Annotated in this window: 17 protein-coding genes, 11 tRNA genes and 3 rRNA genes; 26 read left to right on the forward strand and 5 right to left on the reverse strand. The window is 45.5% G+C overall.

Annotated features, from left to right (window positions below):
- Nucleotides 1–11: 11 nt before the first annotated feature.
- On the reverse strand, nucleotides 12–131 hold the full coding sequence (cmpA, locus tag ACY8DX_RS01330) for a cortex morphogenetic protein CmpA (protein WP_156185668.1): 120 nt from the start codon (nucleotides 129–131) through the stop codon (nucleotides 12–14).
- 83 nt (nucleotides 132–214) lie between these two features.
- Here cmpA and ACY8DX_RS01335 point away from each other — a divergent pair, with 83 nt between their 5' ends.
- From ACY8DX_RS01335 to tsaD, 19 genes are all read left to right on the forward strand, one after another.
- Nucleotides 215–679: a SprT family protein gene (locus ACY8DX_RS01335; RefSeq protein ID WP_439802451.1), complete on the forward strand. Its 465-nt coding sequence runs from the start codon at nucleotides 215–217 to the stop codon at nucleotides 677–679.
- 159 nt (nucleotides 680–838) lie between these two features.
- A tRNA-Ser gene (locus ACY8DX_RS01340) sits at nucleotides 839–929 on the forward strand.
- Between the two features lie 31 nt (nucleotides 930–960).
- A tRNA-Glu gene (locus tag ACY8DX_RS01345) sits at nucleotides 961–1,035 on the forward strand.
- A gap of 40 nt (nucleotides 1,036–1,075) precedes the next feature.
- A tRNA-Met gene (locus ACY8DX_RS01350) sits at nucleotides 1,076–1,149 on the forward strand.
- 15 nt (nucleotides 1,150–1,164) lie between these two features.
- Nucleotides 1,165–1,241 (forward strand) — tRNA-Asp (locus ACY8DX_RS01355).
- 73 nt (nucleotides 1,242–1,314) lie between these two features.
- A tRNA-Gln gene (locus ACY8DX_RS01360) sits at nucleotides 1,315–1,389 on the forward strand.
- Nucleotides 1,390–1,392: 3 nt separating this feature from the next.
- A tRNA-Lys gene (locus ACY8DX_RS01365) sits at nucleotides 1,393–1,468 on the forward strand.
- Between the two features lie 20 nt (nucleotides 1,469–1,488).
- A tRNA-Leu gene (locus ACY8DX_RS01370) sits at nucleotides 1,489–1,573 on the forward strand.
- Between the two features lie 68 nt (nucleotides 1,574–1,641).
- Nucleotides 1,642–1,728: transfer RNA gene (locus ACY8DX_RS01375), tRNA-Leu, on the forward strand.
- 12 nt (nucleotides 1,729–1,740) lie between these two features.
- Nucleotides 1,741–1,817: transfer RNA gene (locus ACY8DX_RS01380), tRNA-Arg, on the forward strand.
- Between the two features lie 7 nt (nucleotides 1,818–1,824).
- Nucleotides 1,825–1,901 (forward strand) — tRNA-Pro (locus ACY8DX_RS01385).
- 20 nt (nucleotides 1,902–1,921) lie between these two features.
- Nucleotides 1,922–1,995, forward strand: a tRNA-Gly gene (locus tag ACY8DX_RS01390).
- A gap of 108 nt (nucleotides 1,996–2,103) precedes the next feature.
- Nucleotides 2,104–3,659: ribosomal RNA gene (locus tag ACY8DX_RS01395) — 16S ribosomal RNA — on the forward strand.
- Between the two features lie 148 nt (nucleotides 3,660–3,807).
- Nucleotides 3,808–6,743 (forward strand): 23S ribosomal RNA (locus tag ACY8DX_RS01400).
- A gap of 68 nt (nucleotides 6,744–6,811) precedes the next feature.
- A 5S ribosomal RNA gene (gene rrf / locus ACY8DX_RS01405) occupies nucleotides 6,812–6,928 on the forward strand.
- Together the 16S, 23S and 5S rRNA genes with 11 tRNA genes alongside form the textbook arrangement of a ribosomal RNA operon.
- 850 nt (nucleotides 6,929–7,778) lie before the next feature.
- The gene (tsaE, locus tag ACY8DX_RS01410) at nucleotides 7,779–8,231 is read left to right on the forward strand and encodes a tRNA (adenosine(37)-N6)-threonylcarbamoyltransferase complex ATPase subunit type 1 TsaE (protein WP_049672437.1); all 453 of its coding nucleotides are present in this window, start codon (nucleotides 7,779–7,781) and stop codon (nucleotides 8,229–8,231) included.
- Complete coding sequence (gene tsaB / locus ACY8DX_RS01415; RefSeq protein WP_462406067.1) at nucleotides 8,232–8,936, forward strand: tRNA (adenosine(37)-N6)-threonylcarbamoyltransferase complex dimerization subunit type 1 TsaB; 705 nt, start codon at nucleotides 8,232–8,234, stop codon at nucleotides 8,934–8,936.
- Nucleotides 8,933–9,391 (forward strand): ribosomal protein S18-alanine N-acetyltransferase, encoded by a 459-nt coding sequence (gene rimI, locus ACY8DX_RS01420; protein WP_231589557.1) that lies wholly within the window; start codon nucleotides 8,933–8,935, stop codon nucleotides 9,389–9,391. Before tsaB ends, rimI begins: the two co-directional genes overlap by 4 nt.
- The gene (gene tsaD, locus ACY8DX_RS01425; protein ID WP_462406068.1) at nucleotides 9,385–10,401 is read left to right on the forward strand and encodes a tRNA (adenosine(37)-N6)-threonylcarbamoyltransferase complex transferase subunit TsaD; all 1,017 of its coding nucleotides are present in this window, start codon (nucleotides 9,385–9,387) and stop codon (nucleotides 10,399–10,401) included. The genes rimI and tsaD overlap by 7 nt, the downstream gene beginning before the upstream one ends.
- 240 nt (nucleotides 10,402–10,641) lie before the next feature.
- Here tsaD and ACY8DX_RS01430 read toward each other — a convergent pair whose 3' ends face one another.
- A complete protein-coding gene (locus ACY8DX_RS01430; protein WP_462406069.1) occupies nucleotides 10,642–12,561 on the reverse strand; it encodes an ABC-F family ATP-binding cassette domain-containing protein in 1,920 nt (639 codons plus the stop codon).
- Between the two features lie 143 nt (nucleotides 12,562–12,704).
- Between ACY8DX_RS01430 and moaC the strand changes: the two genes are divergently transcribed.
- Both moaC and ACY8DX_RS01440 read left to right on the forward strand, forming a co-directional pair.
- Nucleotides 12,705–13,217, forward strand: a complete 513-nt coding sequence (moaC, locus tag ACY8DX_RS01435) for a cyclic pyranopterin monophosphate synthase MoaC (protein WP_049672432.1) — start codon at nucleotides 12,705–12,707, stop codon at nucleotides 13,215–13,217.
- 22 nt (nucleotides 13,218–13,239) lie between these two features.
- Nucleotides 13,240–13,929 carry a redox-sensing transcriptional repressor Rex gene (locus tag ACY8DX_RS01440; RefSeq protein WP_049672431.1) on the forward strand — a complete coding sequence of 230 codons (690 nt, stop codon included), beginning with the start codon at nucleotides 13,240–13,242 and terminating at the stop codon, nucleotides 13,927–13,929.
- 18 nt (nucleotides 13,930–13,947) lie between these two features.
- Here ACY8DX_RS01440 and ACY8DX_RS01445 read toward each other — a convergent pair whose 3' ends face one another.
- Nucleotides 13,948–14,166, reverse strand: a complete 219-nt coding sequence (locus ACY8DX_RS01445; RefSeq protein ID WP_049672430.1) for a YdiK family protein — start codon at nucleotides 14,164–14,166, stop codon at nucleotides 13,948–13,950.
- The gene (locus tag ACY8DX_RS01450; protein ID WP_049672429.1) at nucleotides 14,163–14,885 is read right to left on the reverse strand and encodes a CPBP family intramembrane glutamic endopeptidase; all 723 of its coding nucleotides are present in this window, start codon (nucleotides 14,883–14,885) and stop codon (nucleotides 14,163–14,165) included. The genes ACY8DX_RS01445 and ACY8DX_RS01450 overlap by 4 nt, the downstream gene beginning before the upstream one ends.
- Before the next feature lie 325 nt (nucleotides 14,886–15,210).
- Between ACY8DX_RS01450 and groES the strand changes: the two genes are divergently transcribed.
- The 5 genes from groES (at nucleotide 15,211) to blaOXA (ending at nucleotide 19,841) form a co-directional block, all read left to right on the forward strand.
- Nucleotides 15,211–15,495, forward strand: coding sequence for a co-chaperone GroES (groES, locus tag ACY8DX_RS01455; protein WP_049672428.1), 285 nt, complete (start codon nucleotides 15,211–15,213; stop codon nucleotides 15,493–15,495).
- A 60-nt stretch (nucleotides 15,496–15,555) separates the two neighbouring features.
- The gene (gene groL / locus ACY8DX_RS01460; protein ID WP_462406070.1) at nucleotides 15,556–17,187 is read left to right on the forward strand and encodes a chaperonin GroEL; all 1,632 of its coding nucleotides are present in this window, start codon (nucleotides 15,556–15,558) and stop codon (nucleotides 17,185–17,187) included.
- Between the two features lie 186 nt (nucleotides 17,188–17,373).
- Nucleotides 17,374–17,646: an amidohydrolase family protein gene (locus tag ACY8DX_RS01465; protein WP_462406071.1), complete on the forward strand. Its 273-nt coding sequence runs from the start codon at nucleotides 17,374–17,376 to the stop codon at nucleotides 17,644–17,646.
- A 364-nt stretch (nucleotides 17,647–18,010) separates the two neighbouring features.
- Nucleotides 18,011–18,865: a malate synthase gene (locus ACY8DX_RS01470; protein WP_439802136.1), complete on the forward strand. Its 855-nt coding sequence runs from the start codon at nucleotides 18,011–18,013 to the stop codon at nucleotides 18,863–18,865.
- A 166-nt stretch (nucleotides 18,866–19,031) separates the two neighbouring features.
- Nucleotides 19,032–19,841, forward strand: a complete 810-nt coding sequence (gene blaOXA, locus ACY8DX_RS01475; RefSeq protein WP_462406878.1) for a class D beta-lactamase — start codon at nucleotides 19,032–19,034, stop codon at nucleotides 19,839–19,841.
- Between the two features lie 239 nt (nucleotides 19,842–20,080).
- Here blaOXA and ACY8DX_RS01480 read toward each other — a convergent pair whose 3' ends face one another.
- The gene (locus ACY8DX_RS01480; RefSeq protein WP_462406072.1) at nucleotides 20,081–21,628 is read right to left on the reverse strand and encodes a glycosyltransferase family 2 protein; all 1,548 of its coding nucleotides are present in this window, start codon (nucleotides 21,626–21,628) and stop codon (nucleotides 20,081–20,083) included.
- Nucleotides 21,629–21,873: the final 245 nt, after the last annotated feature.

Below are 21,873 nucleotides of genomic sequence, written 5' to 3' on the forward strand. Positions count from 1 at the left end.
GCATTGCCTTGTTAGCTTTCTGAGGCAATGCTTTTCTTATAGAAATACCAGCATTGATTCAATAATAGGATTTGCTTGCTATCTTTTTCATAAAAGGCACGCTGGATTTGATTTTGCAGCCAAAGGGGCATAAAGGAACCCTCCTTTGCCGATTAGATAGTTTAGTGTATGTTATACTGGGTTCGTTTGATACTATTTGAAGGGGGAAGCTGAGTTGACGGAAGAAGAATTACAAGCGCTCGTCGAAGATATCTCAATTAAACAGTTCCATAGGCCGTTTCTTCACAAAGCACTTTTCAATGCAAGGCTTCGGACGACTGGCGGACGTTATTTGCTTTCCAGCCATAATATTGAAATCAACCGCAAATACCTCGATGAGCTCGGGATGAAAGAGCTTGAAGGGATTATCAAGCATGAGCTATGTCATTACCATCTTCACTTGCTCGGAAGAGGGTATAAGCATGGAGATGCAGATTTTAAAAGGTTGCTCCGGGAAACCGGATCGCCGCGATTCTGCTCGGTTCTCCAAAGTGCAAAACCCACTGTACACAAGATTAAGTGGGTGTACGAATGCCAATCCTGCCGTATGGAATACAGAAGAAAAAGGCGGATGAATACGAAGAAATATGTATGTGGAAAATGCCGCGGTAAAATAATTTTAAAAAAGTCATTGACATAACCCTTGCCCGCATGGTAACTTATTTGAGCGGCGTTAAAAAAGCCGAAACAACTAAAGAGCTGTTGATGAAAAACTTTTTTAAAAAAGTGTTGACATCGAAACAAACAGTCTTTATAATAGAAAAAGTCGACTGAGGCACTTAAGTTTCTGAAAAGATACGGGGAAGTACTCAAGAGGCTGAAGAGGCGCCCCTGCTAAGGGTGTAGGTCGGGCAACCGGCGCGAGGGTTCAAATCCCTCCTTCTCCGCCAGAACATCAGGCGGAAAACTTCTATAATATAAGGCCCCTTGGTCAAGCGGTTAAGACACCGCCCTTTCACGGCGGTAACACGGGTTCGAATCCCGTAGGGGTCACCATTCAACATCACAGACTTTTCAAGTAGTACGTTTTTATCGTCGCGGGGTGGAGCAGTCTGGTAGCTCGTCGGGCTCATAACCCGAAGGTCGCAGGTTCAAATCCTGTCCCCGCAATTAATAAGATTATATGGTCCGGTAGTTCAGTTGGTTAGAATGCCTGCCTGTCACGCAGGAGGTCGCGGGTTCGAGTCCCGTCCGGACCGCCATTTAAATTAAAAAAACACTTGACTTTTTGTCAGAAGTGATTATAATAAAAATGTTGCTTTTAAAAAACATTAATGGGCTATAGCCAAGCGGTAAGGCAACGGACTTTGACTCCGTCACGCGTAGGTTCGAATCCTGCTAGCCCAGCCATAAGAGCCATTAGCTCAGTCGGTAGAGCATCTGACTTTTAATCAGAGGGTCGAAGGTTCGAGTCCTTCATGGCTCACCATTTTCAATAAAAGAATAAATGCGGGTGTGGCGGAATTGGCAGACGCACCAGACTTAGGATCTGGCGCCTTACGGCGTGGGGGTTCGACTCCCTTCACCCGCACCATTTATTCCCACTTGAATAACTAGGTGTAACCAAGTAAAATAGATTAAGTCGCGTTACTTATAACTAACGCGGTCGTGGCGGAATGGCAGACGCGCTAGGTTGAGGGCCTAGTGGGGGTTAACCCCGTGGAGGTTCAAGTCCTCTCGGCCGCACCAATTGTATATTAAGCGCCCGTAGCTCAATTGGATAGAGCGTTTGACTACGGATCAAAAGGTTAGGGGTTCGACTCCTCTCGGGCGCGCCATTATTTACGGGAAGTAGCTCAGCTTGGTAGAGCACTTGGTTTGGGACCAAGGGGTCGCAGGTTCGAATCCTGTCTTCCCGACCATCAATCTTCAATTTAATCATGCGGGTGTAGTTTAGTGGTAAAACCTCAGCCTTCCAAGCTGATGATGAGGGTTCGATTCCCTTCACCCGCTCCAATATTTATGATTGTTCTTTGAAAACTAAACAAAACGAAACGCTAAGCAAGTCTTAAAAAAGAGAGTTTAACTCTCGTCAATGTTTTAAATTATAGCTAGATCAAACATCTTTTGGAGAGTTTGATCCTGGCTCAGGACGAACGCTGGCGGCGTGCCTAATACATGCAAGTCGAGCGAATCAGATGGGAGCTTGCTCCCGGATGATTAGCGGCGGACGGGTGAGTAACACGTGGGCAACCTGCCCGTAAGATTGGGATAACTCCGGGAAACCGGTGCTAATACCGAATAGTTTCTGACACCTCATGGTGTCAGAGGGAAAGTTGGCTTTTAGCTAACACTTACGGATGGGCCCGCGGCGCATTAGCTAGTTGGTGAGGTAACGGCTCACCAAGGCGACGATGCGTAGCCGACCTGAGAGGGTGATCGGCCACACTGGGACTGAGACACGGCCCAGACTCCTACGGGAGGCAGCAGTAGGGAATCTTCCGCAATGGACGAAAGTCTGACGGAGCAACGCCGCGTGAGCGAAGAAGGCCTTCGGGTCGTAAAGCTCTGTTGTCAGGGAAGAACAAGTGCCATTCGAATAGGTTGGCACCTTGACGGTACCTGACCAGAAAGCCACGGCTAACTACGTGCCAGCAGCCGCGGTAATACGTAGGTGGCAAGCGTTGTCCGGAATTATTGGGCGTAAAGCGCGCGCAGGCGGTCCTTTAAGTCTGATGTGAAAGCCCACGGCTCAACCGTGGAGGGTCATTGGAAACTGGAGGACTTGAGTGCAGAAGAGAAGAGTGGAATTCCACGTGTAGCGGTGAAATGCGTAGAGATGTGGAGGAACACCAGTGGCGAAGGCGACTCTTTGGTCTGTAACTGACGCTGAGGCGCGAAAGCGTGGGGAGCAAACAGGATTAGATACCCTGGTAGTCCACGCCGTAAACGATGAGTGCTAAGTGTTAGGGGGTTTCCGCCCCTTAGTGCTGCAGCTAACGCATTAAGCACTCCGCCTGGGGAGTACGGCCGCAAGGCTGAAACTCAAAGGAATTGACGGGGGCCCGCACAAGCGGTGGAGCATGTGGTTTAATTCGAAGCAACGCGAAGAACCTTACCAGGTCTTGACATCCTCTGAAAACCCTAGAGATAGGGCGTTCCCCTTCGGGGGACAGAGTGACAGGTGGTGCATGGTTGTCGTCAGCTCGTGTCGTGAGATGTTGGGTTAAGTCCCGCAACGAGCGCAACCCTTGTCCTTAGTTGCCAGCATTCAGTTGGGCACTCTAGGGAGACTGCCGGTGACAAACCGGAGGAAGGTGGGGATGACGTCAAATCATCATGCCCCTTATGACCTGGGCTACACACGTGCTACAATGGGTGGTACAAAGGGCAGCAAGACCGCGAGGTTAAGCAAATCCCATAAAACCACTCTCAGTTCGGATTGCAGGCTGCAACTCGCCTGCATGAAGCTGGAATCGCTAGTAATCGCGGATCAGCATGCCGCGGTGAATACGTTCCCGGGCCTTGTACACACCGCCCGTCACACCACGAGAGTTTGTAACACCCGAAGTCGGTGGGGTAACCCTTACGGGAGCCAGCCGCCGAAGGTGGGACAGATGATTGGGGTGAAGTCGTAACAAGGTAGCCGTATCGGAAGGTGCGGCTGGATCACCTCCTTTCTAAGGAATATAGACTGCCTCAGCCAAGTAGTTTTGTTTAGTTTTGAAGGAGCAATCCTTCTGAAAATTGTTCTTTGAAAACTGGATAATGTAGTAAGGCAAAGTAATGCGTCATTAATGTATAAAAACCGAGTAAGAGTTTTTTAACGGTTAAGTTAATAAGGGCGCACGGTGGATGCCTTGGCACTAGGAGCCGATGAAGGACGGGACTAACACCGATATGCTTCGGGGAGCTGTAAGTAAGCTTTGATCCGGAGATTTCCGAATGGGGAAACCCACTGTTCGTAATGGAGCAGTATCTTACACTGAATTCATAGGTGTATGAAGGCACACCCGGGGAACTGAAACATCTAAGTACCCGGAGGAAGAGAAAGCAAACGCGATTTCCTGAGTAGCGGCGAGCGAAACGGAACCAGCCCAAACCAGAAGGCTTGCCTTCTGGGGTTGTAGGACACTCATTGTGGAGTTACAAAGGAACGGGGTAGGCGAAGCGACCTGGAAAGGTCCGTCAGAGAAGGTAACAACCCTGTAACCGAAACTTCGTTCCCTCCCGAGTGGATCCTGAGTACGGCGGAACACGAGGAATTCCGTCGGAATCCGGGAGGACCATCTCCCAAGGCTAAATACTCCCTAGTGACCGATAGTGAACCAGTACCGTGAGGGAAAGGTGAAAAGCACCCCGGAAGGGGAGTGAAAGAGATCCTGAAACCGTGTGCCTACAAGTAGTCAGAGCCCGTTAACGGGTGATGGCGTGCCTTTTGTAGAATGAACCGGCGAGTTACGATCCCATGCGAGGTTAAGTTGAAGAGACGGAGCCGCAGCGAAAGCGAGTCTGAATAGGGCGTATGAGTATGTGGTCGTAGACCCGAAACCAGGTGATCTACCCATGTCCAGGATGAAGTCCAGGTAACACTGGATGGAGGTCCGAACCCACGCACGTTGAAAAGTGCGGGGATGAGGTGTGGGTAGCGGAGAAATTCCAATCGAACCTGGAGATAGCTGGTTCTCTCCGAAATAGCTTTAGGGCTAGCCTCGAACTGAGAGTCTTGGAGGTAGAGCACTGTTTGGACTAGGGGCCCTCATCGGGTTACCGAATTCAGACAAACTCCGAATGCCAAAGACTTATGTTCGGGAGTCAGACTGCGAGTGATAAGATCCGTAGTCAAAAGGGAAACAGCCCAGACCGCCAGCTAAGGTCCCAAAGTATACGTTAAGTGGAAAAGGATGTGGAGTTGCCCAGACAACCAGGATGTTGGCTTAGAAGCAGCCACCATTTAAAGAGTGCGTAATAGCTCACTGGTCGAGTGACTCTGCGCCGAAAATGTACCGGGGCTAAACGTATCACCGAAGCTGCGGATGCATACCGTATGGTATGCGTGGTAGGAGAGCGTTCTAAGGGCTGTGAAGCATGACCGGAAGGACATGTGGAGCGCTTAGAAGTGAGAATGCCGGTATGAGTAGCGAAAGAAGGGTGAGAATCCCTTCCACCGAATGCCTAAGGTTTCCTGAGGAAGGCTCGTCCGCTCAGGGTTAGTCAGGACCTAAGCCGAGGCCGAAAGGCGTAGGCGATGGACAACAGGTTGATATTCCTGTACCACCTCTCTTCCATTTGAGTGATGGGGGGACGCAGTAGGATAGGGTAAGCGCGCTGTTGGATATGCGCGTCCAAGCAGTTAGGCCGATGAGTAGGCAAATCCGCTCATCACACAAGGCTGAGCTGTGATGGCGAGGGAACTAGAGTACCGAAGTTCCTGATTCCACACTGCCAAGAAAAGCCTCTAGCGAGGAAGAAGGTGCCTGTACCGCAAACCGACACAGGTAGGCGAGGAGAGAATCCTAAGGTGATCGAGAGAACTCTCGTTAAGGAACTCGGCAAAATGACCCCGTAACTTCGGGAGAAGGGGTGCTCACCAGGGTGTCAAAGCCCAGGTGAGCCGCAGTGAAAAGGCCCAGGCGACTGTTTAGCAAAAACACAGGTCTCTGCGAAGCCGCAAGGCGAAGTATAGGGGCTGACGCCTGCCCGGTGCTGGAAGGTTAAGAGGAGCGCTTAGCATTAGCGAAGGTGCGAATTGAAGCCCCAGTAAACGGCGGCCGTAACTATAACGGTCCTAAGGTAGCGAAATTCCTTGTCGGGTAAGTTCCGACCCGCACGAAAGGCGTAACGATCTGGGCACTGTCTCAACGAGAGACTCGGTGAAATTATAGTACCTGTGAAGATGCAGGTTACCCGCGACAGGACGGAAAGACCCCGTGGAGCTTTACTGCAGCCTGATATTGAATTTTGGTACAGCTTGTACAGGATAGGTAGGAGCCTTTGAAGCCGGAGCGCCAGCTTCGGTGGAGGCGTCGGTGGGATACTACCCCCGCTGTATTGAACTTCTAACCCGCACCCCTGAACCGGGGTGGGAGACAGTGTCAGGTGGGCAGTTTGACTGGGGCGGTCGCCTCCTAAAGAGTAACGGAGGCGCCCAAAGGTTCCCTCAGAATGGTTGGAAATCATTCGCAGAGTGTAAAGGCACAAGGGAGCTTGACTGCGAGACCTACAAGTCGAGCAGGGACGAAAGTCGGGCTTAGTGATCCGGTGGTTCCGCATGGAAGGGCCATCGCTCAACGGATAAAAGCTACCCCGGGGATAACAGGCTTATCTCCCCCAAGAGTCCACATCGACGGGGAGGTTTGGCACCTCGATGTCGGCTCATCGCATCCTGGGGCTGTAGTCGGTCCCAAGGGTTGGGCTGTTCGCCCATTAAAGCGGTACGCGAGCTGGGTTCAGAACGTCGTGAGACAGTTCGGTCCCTATCCGTCGTGGGCGCAGGAAATTTGAGAGGAGCTGTCCTTAGTACGAGAGGACCGGGATGGACGCACCGCTGGTGTACCAGTTGTTCCGCCAGGAGCATAGCTGGGTAGCTACGTGCGGACGGGATAAGTGCTGAAAGCATCTAAGCATGAAGCCCCCCTCGAGATGAGATTTCCCATAGCGCAAGCTAGTAAGAACCCTGAAAGATGATCAGGTAGATAGGTCCGAGGTGGAAGTGTGGCGACACATGGAGCTGACGGATACTAATCGTTCGAGGACTTAACCAAGAACAAAACGCATAGGCCAAACAAACATTATCCAGTTTTGAAAGAATGATTCAACATTCTTGAATAAGTCCGGTAACGATGGCGAAGAGGCCACACCCGTTCCCATTCCGAACACGGAAGTTAAGCTCTTCAGCGCCGATGGTAGTTGGGGCTCACGCCCCTGTGAGAGTAGGACGTTGCCGGGCAAGTGAAACCAGTTCAGTAGTGAACTGGTTTTTTTGTGCTTTCATCTCGAAAGAGATTGTATCTATTAAAAGTGTAAAGGAAGCTCACCTGACTGACAGCAGGCATCTCCGATTGGGGAGAAGCAAGGAGGTCAAGGAGGCAAGTGAGGGAAGCACGGAATGTACGATGTACATGAGTACTGAGCGAGCGCGGCCGACGCCGAAATCCACCGCTTATCGCCGGTCGGGTTCCGAACACGGAAATTAAGCTCGCGCGCCGATGGTAGTTATGGCAGCGCGTCCCTTGTGAGAGTAGAACGTTGCCGGGCAAGCAGAAACCAGTTCAGTAGTGAGCTGGTTTTTTTGTGTTTTCAGGGCATCATGAAGATGCAAGAGAAATGAAAATGGCTTAACAGAGGGGTAGTTTTCAAAGATTTTGAGGAGAAAAAGCAAAATATATCCTAAAAAACTACGTTAGCTAGTCATTTTTGATGGGGAGGAGATAGATGGGCTTTATTTATTACCTACCAATCCGTGATTTTAAGATTTAAGGGCGAATTCTTTCTATTTAAGGGCGAACGGGTATTTTTAAGGGCGAACAACTAAGGTTATGGGCTAAATCCGAGGTCTATGGGCGATAAATCTCAGGTAAGGGCGAGAACTGCCTGCCGAGCAGATCCCCACTTAGGACCAAGCCTGTGATAACTCCAGCCTAGCTAATTCAAGCTAACCTACGAAGGAATCCGAGTTTACTAGAATCCCTTCTGCTTCTCCATATAATTCCGTCCTCCTGCCTATAAAGGTAAATTGGCTTTACGCACAAAAATAAGGTACACTTTAATAATAAAATATTAAAGCATGGTGAATGACTGTGACGGAGTATCAATTATTATGTAAGAACGAACAGGAGACGAGGCAGCTTGCTGAGGAGATTGGCAGACGTCTTGTTCCGGGTTCAGTAGTGGCGCTTGAGGGTGACCTTGGTGCTGGCAAGACAACCTTTACAAAGGGAATCGCTAAGAGTCTAGGCGTGACACGGACAGTGAATAGTCCAACGTTTACGATCATGAAACAATACAAAGGAAATATGCCGCTTTATCATATGGATGTATATAGAATTGAGAATGAGGATGAGGACTTCGGCTTTGAGGAGTTCTTCGAAGGCGATGGGGTGACCATTGTGGAATGGGCTCATTTAATTAAGACACAATTGCCGGATGAGCTGCTGACCTTGTATTTATATCATGAAGGGGATGAGCAGCGCAGGATCAAGGCTGTACCCCAAGGTGAATTTTATGAAAAGTTGTGTGAGGAGATTTTTTAAATGAATGTATTAGCCATTGATACATCGACGAATGTTCTTGGAGTGGCTGTTGCTAATGAGCAAGGAATTATCGGTGAGCAAATAACTTATACAAAGAGAAATCATTCTGTACGGGCGATGCCTACTGTGGAAGCACTGCTTAAAGAGTGCGGGATGAAGCCTGCTGACCTTAACAGGATTGTCGTCGCTAAGGGGCCTGGTTCCTATACAGGTGTGCGTATTGGCGTGACGATTGCGAAGTCACTAGCCTGGAGTCTGGGTATAGAGCTCGTCGGTATTTCAAGCCTTGAGGCGCTTGCGCTGAATGGGCGTTATTTTAACGGTTATGTGTGCCCGGTATTTGATGCACGACGAGGCCAGCTGTACACGGCGCTCTTTAAAGCGGAGAATGGGAAGATTACACGGATACAGGATGATCAAAATGTACTTGCGAAGGACTTCGCGGATGGATTGAGGAGGCTGGATGCACCGGTTCTCTTTGTTGGAAGTGATGCCTCCATTCATGAGGAAACATTCAAGGAGGCATTGGGAGACAGGGCGTTGCTTGCACCAGCGCCGCTTCATCATGCTCGCGCAGGTGAGCTTGCGATGCTGGGAATGCAAAGACCGGCAGAAGAGATTCATTCATTTGTACCGAATTATGTGCGTTTAGCGGAAGCAGAGGCGAAATGGTTAGAAGCTCAAGAGAAACAGAGGGAAGAATGATGACCAATCATACAGTGATGTTTCGGGCAATGACACTTGAGGATTTAGATGATGTGATGGAGGTTGAGCATGCCTCCTTTACTCTGCCATGGAGCAGGGAAGCCTTTTATAACGAGCTGGTGAACAACCAGTATGCCGTCTATCTTGTCGTGGAGGACAGAGGCCGTGTCATTGGTTATGGCGGACAATGGGTTATCCTAGATGAGGGGCATATCACGAATATCGCGCTTCTTCCTGCCTATCGCGGCTACGGCCTTGGCGAGGAGTTGATGATTCGTATGATGGGAACGGCGAAAAGCATGGGCGTTAAGCGAATGACCCTTGAAGTAAGGGTAACGAATCATGGTGCCCAGAAATTATATCGAAAAATGGGATTTCAAGAAGGCGGTATCCGAAAGAATTATTACACAGATAATATGGAGGATGCCTTAGTAATGTGGGTGGAATTATGGTAAAAAAGGATCAATTAATTTTAGCAATAGAAACAAGCTGTGATGAAACAGCAGCTGCAGTGATTAAGAATGGCCGGGAAATCCTTTCTAACGTGGTTGCCTCTCAAATTGAGAGTCATAAGCGCTTTGGCGGCGTCGTCCCGGAGATTGCCTCCAGACATCATGTAGAGGCTATTACGGTCGTCGTGGAGGAGGCCTTAGAGCAGGCAGGCATCACGTGGGATGAGATTGATGCAATTGCTGTGACAGAGGGACCAGGTCTGGTAGGTGCCCTCTTAATTGGCGTGAATGCAGCTAAGGCGATGGCATTTGCTCACGGCAAGCCGCTCGTGAATGTTCATCATATTGCCGGTCATATTTATGCGAATCGAATCTTGACAGAATTCCAATTCCCGCTGCTCTCTCTCGTCGTTTCAGGGGGACATACAGAGCTTGTGCTAATGAGGGAGCATGGTTCCTTTGAAGTGATAGGGGAAACACGTGATGATGCTGCGGGAGAGGCATATGATAAGGTCGCGCGCACGTTGAAGCTTCCATATCCGGGTGGTCCTCATATTGATCGCCTGGCCCATGAAGGGGAGTCGACGGTGAAATTACCGAGAGCATGGCTTGAAGAGGATTCTTATGATTTCAGCTTCAGCGGCCTGAAGTCTGCTGTCATCAATACACTTCATAATGCCTCCCAAAAGGGAGAAACCATTGCGCCTGAGGATCTCGCTTGCAGCTTCCAGGAGAGTGTGATTGATGTTCTTGTGACCAAGACATTGAAGGCAGCAGAGCAATACGGTGTGAAGCAAGTCTTACTTGCCGGCGGAGTAGCCGCCAACAAAGGATTGAGAGCAAGACTCGAAGAAGCCTTTGAAGGCAAGAAGGAGATTGAATTAATCATCCCGCCATTATATTTATGTACAGATAATGCGGTCATGATTGGGGCAGCCGGAAGCATTGCCTATGAGCAAGGCAGACGTGCTGGTATGGATTTAAATGCAAATCCAGGGTTAGATTTAGAATAATACACAAAAGAAGAGCCGCTGCTAAATCAGCGGCTCTTTCTTTATCCCTAAGTATTAGTGGTCAAAAAATGCAGAAAGTTCTAAAATGATTGTGGATAACTATGAGTTATGCACATTTTCTGTGGATAATACTTTCGATATCTGTGGATAATGTGGAAAAATAGGTTGAATACCTGATATAGTTATGAACTGTCTGTGGGTAAATATGTTGATAAAAAACGGGCCATGGACAGGCCCGTTTTAGGAGTCTTGGAGAATGGTCCATTCCTCCATTAATTCTTCCATGGTTGTTTCCGTCGTTGTGAGCTGTCCTTGGATTTCTAATGTTTTTTCGTGATCCTGATAAACCTCAGGGTCACAAAGCTGCTCATTATATTCAGCGATTTTTTCCTCGAGTGTTTCGATTGCTGCTTCAATTTCTTCAATGCGGCGCTGCCGCTTTCGGTTTTGCTTTTTTAATTCTTTATCCTCTTGATAGGAGGACTTTTCCACAGTCTGTTGATTGGCTTGCACCGCAGGTTTATTCTCAAGCTCTGCCAGTTCAGCAAGCTCCCGCTTTTTCTCGACGTAATAGTCGTAATCCCCAAGATATTCAACCGTGCCAGCTGGCCCCATCTCAATGACTTTGTCAGCAATTCGGTTGATGAAGTAGCGGTCATGGGAAACGAATAAAAGGGTGCCGGGATAGTCGACAAGAGCATTTTCTAAGACGAGCTTGCTGTCGAGGTCCAAATGGTTTGTCGGCTCATCGAGGATAAGCAGATTGGCCTTTTGCATCATCAGTTTTGAGAGGGCAAGCCTTGCCTTCTCACCGCCGCTCAGGGTGGAGACGGTCTTCATTACATCATCGCCGCTGAAGAGGAAGTTGCCGAGGATGGAGCGAATATCCTTTTCCTGGCTCATCGGGTAGTCATCCCACAGCTCATTGAGCACAGTCTTATTGGATGAAAGATTCGCCTGTTCCTGGTCATAGTAGCCGACCGTGACATTAGCGCCGAATTGGAACTCGCCGCTGATGGCAGGGAGCTTGTCCGTGATGGTCTTAAGAAGGGTTGATTTTCCGATTCCATTCGGACCGATGAGGGCAATGCTTTCACCGCGTGTGATGCGGAAATTAATCGATTTAGCTACAGGCTCTTCATAGCCAATAGCGATATCGTTTGCCTGTAATACCTCGTTTCCGCTTTGCTTCTCTATTTGGAAGGAGAAGTTAGCAGACTTTTCGTCACCTTGAGGGCGGTCAAGCAATTCCATGCGCTCAAGCTGCTTCTGACGGCTCTGTGCCCTCTTGGTTGTGGACGCACGTGCGATATTTCGCTGCACGAAATCCCTTAGCTTGGCAATCTCATCCTGCTGCTTTTCAAACAGCTTCTGGTTGCGCTCATATTCCTCTGCTTTTTGGACAAGGTATTTGCTATAATTGCCTGTATATTTACTGATGGACGTACGTGAAAGCTCCATGACCTGATTGACGACCTTATCGAGGAAGTAGCGATCATGGGAGACAATTAAGATAGCGCCAGGATAGGATTGCAAATATCCCTCAAGCCAGGATAGCGTATCGATATCAAGATGGTTAGTCGGCTCATCGAGAATCAATAAATCAGGCTTCGTCAGCAATAGTTTCCCAAGGGCAAGCCGTGTCTTCTGTCCGCCGCTCAATGAGCTGACAGGTGTAGCATAATCGTAATCGGCAAAATTAAGACCATGCAGGACGGAGCGGATATCATTTTCCATCTGATAGCCTCCGGCATTCTTGAATTGCTCCTGCAAATGATCATAATCCTTCAATATTCGCTCATAACGGGTGCTGTCATGATAGATATCAGGGTCAGACATGGATTTCTCCAAGGCGCGCAAGTCTTCCTCCTGCTTTTGCAGATTGGCGAACACCGTCAACATCTCATCCCAGATGGATAGGTCAGAATTCAAGCCTGTATGCTGGGCAAGATAGCCGATTGTAGTTCCCTTTGGCATGAAGATATTGCCGCCATCATGCGAAAGCTGACCAGCGATAATCTTCAGGAGGGTGGATTTCCCAGCGCCATTGCGGCCAACGAGAGCAATTCGGTCTTTCGATTGCACTTCAAGCTTAATACTGGACAAAATTGCTTCTGCACCATAATATTTGGATACATTGTTAACTTGTAAAATTATCATGATTCTCACCTCAAGAAGTACTAGCCTTAGTGTATCTTACGGAGTCTGGGAACCGCAACTGAATAGGACATATGTGAATATTTACACAAACGTTACCACGAAATTGAAATATATTATAAGATAAAGGTAGAGGGGGAATGGCGATGAGTGAATTCACTCATTTCAATGAGCAGGGAAGAGCGAAGATGGTTGATATTGCGCATAAGCCTGAGACAACCCGCATCGCGATAGCGGAATCAAGCATTTTAGTTAAGGAAGAGATTTATGAGAAAATCAGTTCCGGTGAAATGGAAAAGGGTGACGTCTTAGCTGTGGCCCAAGTGGCTGGCATTATGGCAGCGAAGAAAACATCTGATATAATTCCTATGTGCCATCCGATTTCCCTCAAAGGAATAGACATCCGTTTCTTTTGGGAAGCTGAACAAGAACAGAGGCGTCTGCGCATCCAGGTGTCTGTGAAGACGAAGGGAAGCACAGGTGTAGAAATGGAAGCCCTAACAGCGGCCTCGGTTACTGCGCTGACCGTTTATGACATGTGCAAGGCCATTGATAAGGGCATGGTTATCGGAGAAACATATCTAGTTAAGAAGACAGGCGGAGTATCCAGTCCGGATTTCCAAAAACAATTGGACGAGAATAAGCATAGGGGACTCTAATAGTAAGGGAGAAGGGAAAGAAATGTTGCAGGAGAATACAAAAATACCACAAGCGACAGCGAAGCGGCTGCCGCTGTACTACCGATTTATACAGAACTTACATGCCTCCGGGAAGCTGAGGGTGTCCTCAGCAGAGCTGAGTGAGGCCGTCAAAGTCGATTCCGCGACAATCAGGAGAGATTTCTCCTATTTCGGAGCGCTAGGAAAGAAAGGCTACGGCTATAATGTCAATTACTTGCTGTCCTTCTTCCGTAAGACACTAGACCAGGATGAGCTCACTCAAGTGGCCCTGATTGGTGTCGGGAACCTGGGGACTGCTTTCTTGAACTATAATTTCATGAAGAATAATAATACGAAGATTGAAATTGCCTTTGATGTATCGCCTGAGAAGGTGGGAACCTTCATCGGGGACGTGCCAATCTTTGATATGGATGCACTTGAGAGCAAGCTCGCAAACTCAAATATCAAGGTGGCTATTTTAACGGTACCAGCCCAAGCGGCTCAACCTATTACGGACAGGCTTGTGGCAGCAAATGTGAAAGCCATACTGAACTTTACGCCAGCACGTTTAAGTGTACCAGATTCCATTCGGGTCCATCATATTGACCTGGCTGTAGAGCTTCAATCGCTTGTTTATTTCTTAAAGCATTATCCTTCTGGTGGAAACGAAGAAATAAAAGAAGACGAAAAAGCAGAAAATCTCGAAGAATAAACTTCGAGATTTTCTGCTTTATTTGCTCTTTGGCTGCTGTTCGTTTTTCATTTGCTTGATCTTGCGGTGGATACCGATAAAGCGAATACCGGATCCAATATCAAGCGTTGCCAGGATGACCAGGAAGTAAGTAAAGAAATCCCAGCCGCTCCTTGTTACATTTTGGACTGCGAAAAAGATAAACACAGCCCCCAGGATGAAATAAATCGTTGCCATATACAACGGTGATCGTCTCATAATAAACCTCCGATAAAACTTTGTGCCTTCTCCATCTCTTTGATTAAATCACCTGAATAGGTGGAAAGGAGGACAACAAGTGTATTCATGCTAACGTGCGCAATGATTGGCACAATAATTCTGCCTGTTTTGACATAGAGATAGGCGAATGTGAAGCCCATCGCTGAATAAAGCAAGGTATGCTCAGGCTCGCCGTGTGCAAGTGAAAAGATAACTGAGCTGATTAAAGCGCTAAGGAAGAACCCAAACCGCTTATATAATAGTGCCCCGAATAGAATCTTCCGGAACACGATTTCCTCCAAAATGGGTCCAATGACAGAAGTAATTAGAATTACAACTGGAAACATCTCGATTAAGGCGAGGATATTCTTTGTGTTCTCAGATTCTCCCTTAATGTTGAAAATCTGCTGTTCAATCGTACCCGCAACAGCCTGGGCAATCAAGGCAAGGAAGATTCCTCCGACAGCCCATGCAAGAGAACTGCCAAGCGGCATACGCTCCCACCGTTCCATTTCATTACGCTCATTCCTCAAGAAGAATAACGTAATGATGAGGGCAATGAAGAAGCTGATAATAATCCAATAGACGACTGAATAGATGGCTACTTGATCCTCGGCCACGAAGTTCGGCAGAATCCATCCCATTAGAGGTAGACCGATAATGCTCGATAGCTGCATGGCAACGTATATAAGGACAATCAGCCAATAATTTTTCTTCAAAGACAAAACTCCTTTAATGACAAGTATCCAAATCAAGCGGGCTTAATGTCAGCCCAATACGAAAAAGCTACACCATCATTCTACCCGTTTTTCCCCCTTAGGTACAATTGCAAAACTTTTCCCTTTATATATAACATAATCTGCCCTGCAAAGGGGTATACTAGCCCAAGTGAAAGCGGAGAAAATGACCTTATAAAATTTTCTAAAATTTTCGCTCATATCTCTTGCAAATCAGATAGTCTTTATTTAATATATAAATTGTGTTAGCACTCATACCTAATGAGTGCTAATAAAAATGGAGATAACTTTAAGGAGGTAGTTTTACTTGTTAAAGCCACTAGGAGATCGCGTTGTGATTGAACTTGTCGCACAAGAGGAGAAAACTGCAAGCGGCATCGTGTTACCTGACACTGCCAAAGAAAAACCATCTGAAGGCAAAATCGTAGCGGTAGGCACAGGCCGTGTCCTTGAGAATGGGGAGCGTGTAGGATTGGAAGTATCCGAAGGCGACCACATTATCTTCTCTAAATACGCAGGTACTGAAGTGAAATACGAAGGCAACGAATACTTAATTTTACGTGAAAGCGACATTTTAGCTGTAATCGGATAAGCAAAGCTAATGTCGGTTAAAAAATATCATACTACAAAATTTTGAGGAGGTAATTTACGAATGGCTAAAGACATTAAATTTAGTGAAGAAGCACGCCGCGCTATGCTTCGCGGGGTTGACGCATTAGCTGATACAGTAAAAGTTACACTTGGACCGAAAGGACGCAATGTTGTACTTGAGAAGAAATTCGGTTCTCCGCTTATCACAAACGATGGTGTAACAATCGCGAAAGAAATTGAGCTTGAAGATGCATTCGAAAACATGGGTGCGAAGCTTGTTGCTGAAGTAGCAAGCAAAACAAACGAAATCGCTGGTGACGGTACGACAACTGCGACTGTTCTTGCTCAAGCGATGATTCGTGAAGGATTAAAGAACGTAACTGCTGGCGCTAACCCAATGGGCGTACGTAAAGGAATCGAGAAAGCTGTTTCTGTTGCAATCGAAGAATTACAAGCTATCTCTAAACCAATCGAAGGCAAAGCTTCTATCGCACAGGTTGCGGCAATCTCTTCTGCTGACGAAGAAGTAGGTCAATTGATTGCTGAAGCGATGGAACGCGTTGGCAACGACGGCGTTATCACAATCGAAGAATCTAAAGGATTCACAACTGAGCTAGATGTTGTTGAAGGTATGCAATTCGACCGCGGATATTCTTCTCCATACATGGTAACGGACTCTGACAAAATGGAAGCAGTCCTTGAAAATCCATACATCTTAATCACTGACAAGAAAATTTCCAACATCCAAGAAGTACTTCCTGTCCTTGAGCAAGTTGTTCAACAAGGCAAACCATTATTGTTGATCGCAGAAGATGTTGAAGGTGAAGCGCAAGCAACACTTGTTGTGAACAAACTTCGCGGAACATTCAATGCTGTAGCGGTTAAAGCTCCAGGATTCGGCGACCGTCGTAAAGCAATGCTTGAAGATATCGCTGCATTAACTGGCGGTGAAGTAATCACAGAAGAACTAGGACGCGACCTTAAATCCGCGACACTAGATTCTCTTGGACGCGCTGCAAAAGTTGTTGTAACGAAAGAAACAACAACAATCGTCGAAGGCGCTGGCGAAACAAGCGAAATCGGTGCTCGCATCAACCAAATCCGTTCACAATTAGAAGAAACAACTTCTGAATTCGATAAAGAAAAACTTCAAGAGCGTCTTGCTAAACTTGCTGGCGGTGTAGCCGTTATCAAAGTTGGCGCCGCTACTGAAACAGAACTAAAAGAACGCAAACTTCGTATCGAAGACGCACTTAACTCCACTCGTGCCGCTGTTGAAGAAGGTATCGTAGCTGGTGGTGGTACTGCACTTGTAAGTGTGTACAACAAAGTAGCTGAAATCGAACTAGAAGGCGACGCGCAAACAGGCGTAAACATCGTTCTTCGTGCACTAGAAGAACCAGTTCGCCAAATCGCATTCAATGCAGGCCTAGAAGGATCTGTTGTTGTAGACCGTTTAAAACGCGAAGAAATCGGCATCGGCTTCAACGCAGCTAACGGCCAATGGGTAAACATGATTGAAACTGGTATCGTTGACCCAACGAAAGTAACTCGTTCTGCACTTCAAAACGCAGCATCTGTTGCAGCTATGTTCTTAACAACTGAAGCAGTTGTTGCTGACAAGCCAGAAGAAAACGCTGGCGGCGGAATGCCTGACATGGGTGGCATGGGCGGAATGGGCGGCATGATGTAACTTCCACAGGACGTGGTGGCTAAAGTCTCGCGGCAGGACGCCGCGGTTTAAGCCTAAGTTCCTCTGTCTACCTCATTCAAAGAAGCATCTCACAAGTTGAAAAACTTGCGGGATGCTTCTTTAGGTTTGAAGGGGTATTCGACAAATATCGGGGAGTGACAGGCACCAAGCCAAAAGGTGTTAGGGATGGGGGAGCAGATTGGTTCGATTGAAGCAGGGAAACAAGCCGATTTCATCCTAGTAGAAACAGATGCTGTTAATATGTTTCCTATCTTTGACCTTTATTCAGCGTTGGTATACTCTGCGAATGCCGGCAATGCAAGAGATGTCTTCATCGCAGGGAAGCGATTGATCGATTTTGATATCAAGCAATTAAGAGAAGAGCTTGCTTTGGCCATGGAACAGTGCGGATTCAATAGCATGGCGTTAAGCAATGGGATAAGAGAGATAATCGAATGATCGTCCTCTCTCTTTGATTAGTTTCTCCAAATAAGAGCGTATATCCGAGGGGATATACGCTCTTGTTAATGTGATTATTTGTTATATAGTATGATTTATTTTATGTTTTTGTAGATAATAAAATTTAATTTTAACTCAAAATAAAATATTATGTCAATAATAAATTTGCTTATTTAGTAAAAAATGTTATAATAGTCTTACAGTTGTTTATTATCCGTATTTCAAATTCCGTTGAACCGTGTGAAGATAGAATTTGGATACGTTTTTTTATATCCTTTTATAAACGGAAGAAAGAAGTCAAACAATTGTGTGAGCTTTAAAATTCTCGGTAACCAAGTTTTTATTCTCAAGGAGGACTTGAATAATGAATCTGATCAATAAGAAAGTTACACACAAGCGTTTTGGCATGGGAAGTATCGTTAAGCATAATGATTCTAGCATTGAAATAAATTTCGAATCAGAAAATAAACTATTTGTTTTCCCTGATGTATTTGGAAAGCACTTAAAAATACATGATAAGAGTGATGCGGAGTCACTCGAGAAAATTATACAAAAGAAAGAAGATGAACGAAGAGAGGAAGAATGGAAAAAGGAAGAGGAAAAAAAGCTGCAGCAAAAAAAACAAGAGCTTCGAATAGAACACGAAAAACTAATGAAAAATCATAAGCTCCATCCTGAATCACAAATGGTTTTTTGGTGTGATAAAGAAGAGAGAAATCTTGCCTTTTCAGAGTGGAGAGTCTTTTCAGGGGTCATAAAAAGTGGCAGTAACAAGGGGAATCCGAACAAGCCGGTCCGCCTGCACCAAAATAGTGCGGTCCTGTTAACGGCAATCGACCCCGGCATGCCTGAAAAAGACAGACGTATTTTAGGCGTCTATATGGTAAATGAAAAATTTATCGGCAAGCTTTGTAAGGATGGGACTATTCCTGCTCATTCCAAATACAGAATCCAGCTTACCGAAGAGGAGTCAGATCAGCTTCGCTTCTGGGAGTATTATGTTAATCAAAAATCTCCGGATAAAATGACATGGAATACAGGGAAATACCGTTATTTCGATAATTTATGGATGGCTCAAATCTTGCTTGATATCATTTCATTGAAAAGGGATCCAAATGAGCGAGAGCTGGCACAACAATTTTTTGACCATTATTGTAAAATGAATCAGATAGCTGAGCAGGAGATACCAAAGCGGAATGGCGTATTAATGCGTGCTTAGAAAACTAAATGAATGGAGAGAAGCTTCTCATGAGTTCAAGTAACTTGTGGGAGGCTTCTTTTTTTTGACCTCGTACAGTTGGCTATTTTACAAAAAAAGGATTGTCTGCTGCTTTATCGAATAGTACATAAAGGACCAAAACTACACTTCGAGAGGTGAATGAATGATGAAAAAGAGAAAGGGTCTGTACGTCATATTGATATTGATTAGTGTTGTTTTTCTGTCATTTGCGAATGGTCAACCGCTTAGTGAAGCAGGTGCAGCTAAAGGGAATTCAAAGGTAAAGGATTTTAAGGTGGAAGAATATTTTAAGGATATTAACGGGACATTCGTATTGCGGGATTTGAGAAATGAGAAGACCTTTGTGTATAACAAGAGCCGAGCTAATGAGCGATTTGCTCCTCAGTCTACCTTCAAGGTGCCAAATTCATTGATTGGGCTCCAGGTTGGAGCGGTAGAGGATGAATATGATATTAAGTATTGGGATGGAATCGAAAGGGAAATTCCGGTCTGGAATCAGGATCATGTGCTTGGGTCTGCCATGAGGAATTCTGTCGTGTGGTATTATCAGGCGATGGCGCGTGATATAGGGATGGATCGAATGGATGAATGGGTGCATAAGATATCTTATGGAAACGAAGATATCAGCGGAGGAATTGATCAGTTCTGGTTAAGCAGCTCGCTTAAGATTTCGCCAGTAGAGCAGGTTGAATTCCTAGAAAGCCTTTATAGAGAGGAACTTCCCTTTGACCAGGATGTCATGAAGACTGTTAAACGCATGATGATTCAGGATGAAGGGGATGACTATATCCTTTACGGGAAAACAGGACAAGGGTCCGGCATAGGCTGGTATGTAGGTTTTATTAAGAACGATAAGAGGGCATACAGCTTTGCGGCAAATATTGATGGCACGAGTGCAGATGCTAAGGGGATTACATTGGAAATCTTAGAGAAGTATGGATTGATGGGTGAGTGAGTGAGCCTGCTAAAGATCATATAACCATGGATGGGCCTTATGTCAGCATGAAATAGCCGGCAATGAAGCTGTGATAGTGAGTGATACTAGAGAGATTGAGAAGAGAGATGAATGGACAGTTACCAGTTATAAATAAAAGGCAGAAATGTTGTTAAATACAATATTTCTGCCTTTTGACATCTCTAGTTACATAATTCAAAAGGGATTAGTGGAACAGCCCTCTTGGGTGTATCATTCAGTTATTTATCCTTTAATGAAAGTCCTAAATTATTTGCGATAGTGATGTAGAATTCTATCGTTTTATTTTTGTAGTTGATTTTTGTTTTGTTAATCTTCTTAATATTTGATAGTCTATAGTCCGCATACTTCAGGAACAAAGTGAAGGAGGAGTTCTGTAACTGTTCGATAACTGGAATATCAACTTCAAAGTAAGCGATTGAGTTAGAGCCAGGAACAAATTTCAATTCACATTCCAGGTCATTATCAATTCGGTTTCTATCCCGGATGAGGACGGAATTGATTTGCTTTATATTTCTGCTAAAGATTTCTATATGTTGGATAAATTTTTTATCCGCATAATAAGAGTCTAGCGCTCTTACATACATAGGAATCTCGAGTAGCTTGTGTTTACCGGTTAAGAATGGTACTTCATAATAGGCGATATCATCTTGAATGATGTATTTATTGTACTTATCTCTTTTCATCCAGGTGAACAGTTTGGTGAATTCCTCTGTCCGTCCGTCAACATATAGCTCCATTGCGAGCTTGTATGTCGGATGCTCGATGTGGTCGAGAAAGTTATAGGATAAGTCTTGTGTTGTTTGATACGCCTGTTCAAGCAGTTCAAAGAACTTTTCCTTTTCCGTGGAATTGACGAATGCCATGCTGTCAAAGGTACGCAGGAAATCATATTCATAAATCCGATTGAGTAGTACTTTCTCTTGATGAACAGGAAGGTGTTGGTCTTTGATGTGTTGAATTACTTTTAAGTCAGAAGCTCTTTTATCAAGAACACTGGTTACTTTTGTGAGAGATTGATTATTGTCGTCCAAACGATTTACATAATAGATCGGTTCCATTGTTGTTGAAACGGATGGACTGTTTAATAGAACATCGAAGAAGAATAACTTATCTTCAGCGAACTTCATTTCAGGAAACCCGATATGGTGGTCATGTAGAAGAGAGGTTCTCATCATTCTAGCATGTGGTCCCATATGATAGAAGAAATATGGGATGTCAAAAGGAGACACGCGTCTTCTTTCTTTATTGGATTGCCATTCTCCAATAATGCTTTCGCCATGTGTACTAACTTTTATCGTTTTGCCGACAGCATAGGTGTCTCCTGTTTCTTCTAGGATGTCACTAAGTGCCTTCAAACCATTTGGATGAAACCAATCATCTGCATCTATGAATGAGATGTATTTTCCAGTTGCAAGTTCAATGCCAATATTCCTCGGAATGCCTGGAGTTCCGGTATTTTGGTTGAGGATAACCAAGGATATATTTGGGTGACTTTTTGTGAAATTCCGAATTATTGAAGCGGTATTATCCGTAGAACCATCATCTACAATGATAAGTTCAATCTTTTCAAAATCGAGGCTTTGATTAATAATAGATTCAATCATTTTGCTTATAGATTTTTCGGCATTGTAGGCGGCACATACAACCGTAATCAGTTTTCGTTTTGAAAACAGTTTGTTCTTCAGTGATTGTGGATTATTAATAATGTTTAGTTCTCTAGTTAATAGAAGCTCCATTGCTGAGTGTCTGTAGTTAAATGTTTTCATAGCGGCACCCCTAAATAGGATTTCTTACTTATTTAGCATAAAAGATTGAAAGGTTAATATCAAGTTAATGGAATAAAAGGGTAATTTAGGAATCTGCTTTCTGTTAAAATTTAGAGGATTCCTCTTGCTAGTGTAACTATATAAAGATATTTATTTATCCGATCATAACTACAATCTTGCTGTGCATTTATAGATGAAGATTTCAGGGAGGGGATAATAGCAGGTATTCTGTAATTGTTTAAATG

It is taken from the genome of Gracilibacillus sp. Marseille-QA3620 (assembly GCF_054950035.1).

Bases quoted from the DNA above. Each gene is read 5' to 3' on its own strand.
- cmpA (WP_156185668.1), bottom strand. From the start codon at position 131: ATGCCCCTTTGGCTGCAAAATCAAATCCAGCGTGCCTTTTATGAAAAA.
- tsaB (WP_462406067.1), top strand. From the start codon at position 8,232: ATGAATGTATTAGCCATTGATACATCGACGAATGTTCTTGGAGTGGCT.
- rimI (WP_231589557.1), top strand. From the start codon at position 8,933: ATGATGACCAATCATACAGTGATGTTTCGGGCAATGACACTTGAGGAT.
- tsaD (WP_462406068.1), top strand. From the start codon at position 9,385: ATGGTAAAAAAGGATCAATTAATTTTAGCAATAGAAACAAGCTGTGAT.
- ACY8DX_RS01430 (WP_462406069.1), bottom strand. From the start codon at position 12,561: ATGATAATTTTACAAGTTAACAATGTATCCAAATATTATGGTGCAGAA.
- moaC (WP_049672432.1), top strand. From the start codon at position 12,705: ATGAGTGAATTCACTCATTTCAATGAGCAGGGAAGAGCGAAGATGGTT.
- ACY8DX_RS01440 (WP_049672431.1), top strand. From the start codon at position 13,240: ATGTTGCAGGAGAATACAAAAATACCACAAGCGACAGCGAAGCGGCTG.
- ACY8DX_RS01445 (WP_049672430.1), bottom strand. From the start codon at position 14,166: ATGAGACGATCACCGTTGTATATGGCAACGATTTATTTCATCCTGGGG.
- groL (WP_462406070.1), top strand. From the start codon at position 15,556: ATGGCTAAAGACATTAAATTTAGTGAAGAAGCACGCCGCGCTATGCTT.
- ACY8DX_RS01465 (WP_462406071.1), top strand. From the start codon at position 17,374: ATGGGGGAGCAGATTGGTTCGATTGAAGCAGGGAAACAAGCCGATTTC.
- ACY8DX_RS01470 (WP_439802136.1), top strand. From the start codon at position 18,011: ATGAATCTGATCAATAAGAAAGTTACACACAAGCGTTTTGGCATGGGA.
- blaOXA (WP_462406878.1), top strand. From the start codon at position 19,032: ATGAAAAAGAGAAAGGGTCTGTACGTCATATTGATATTGATTAGTGTT.
- ACY8DX_RS01480 (WP_462406072.1), bottom strand. From the start codon at position 21,628: ATGAAAACATTTAACTACAGACACTCAGCAATGGAGCTTCTATTAACT.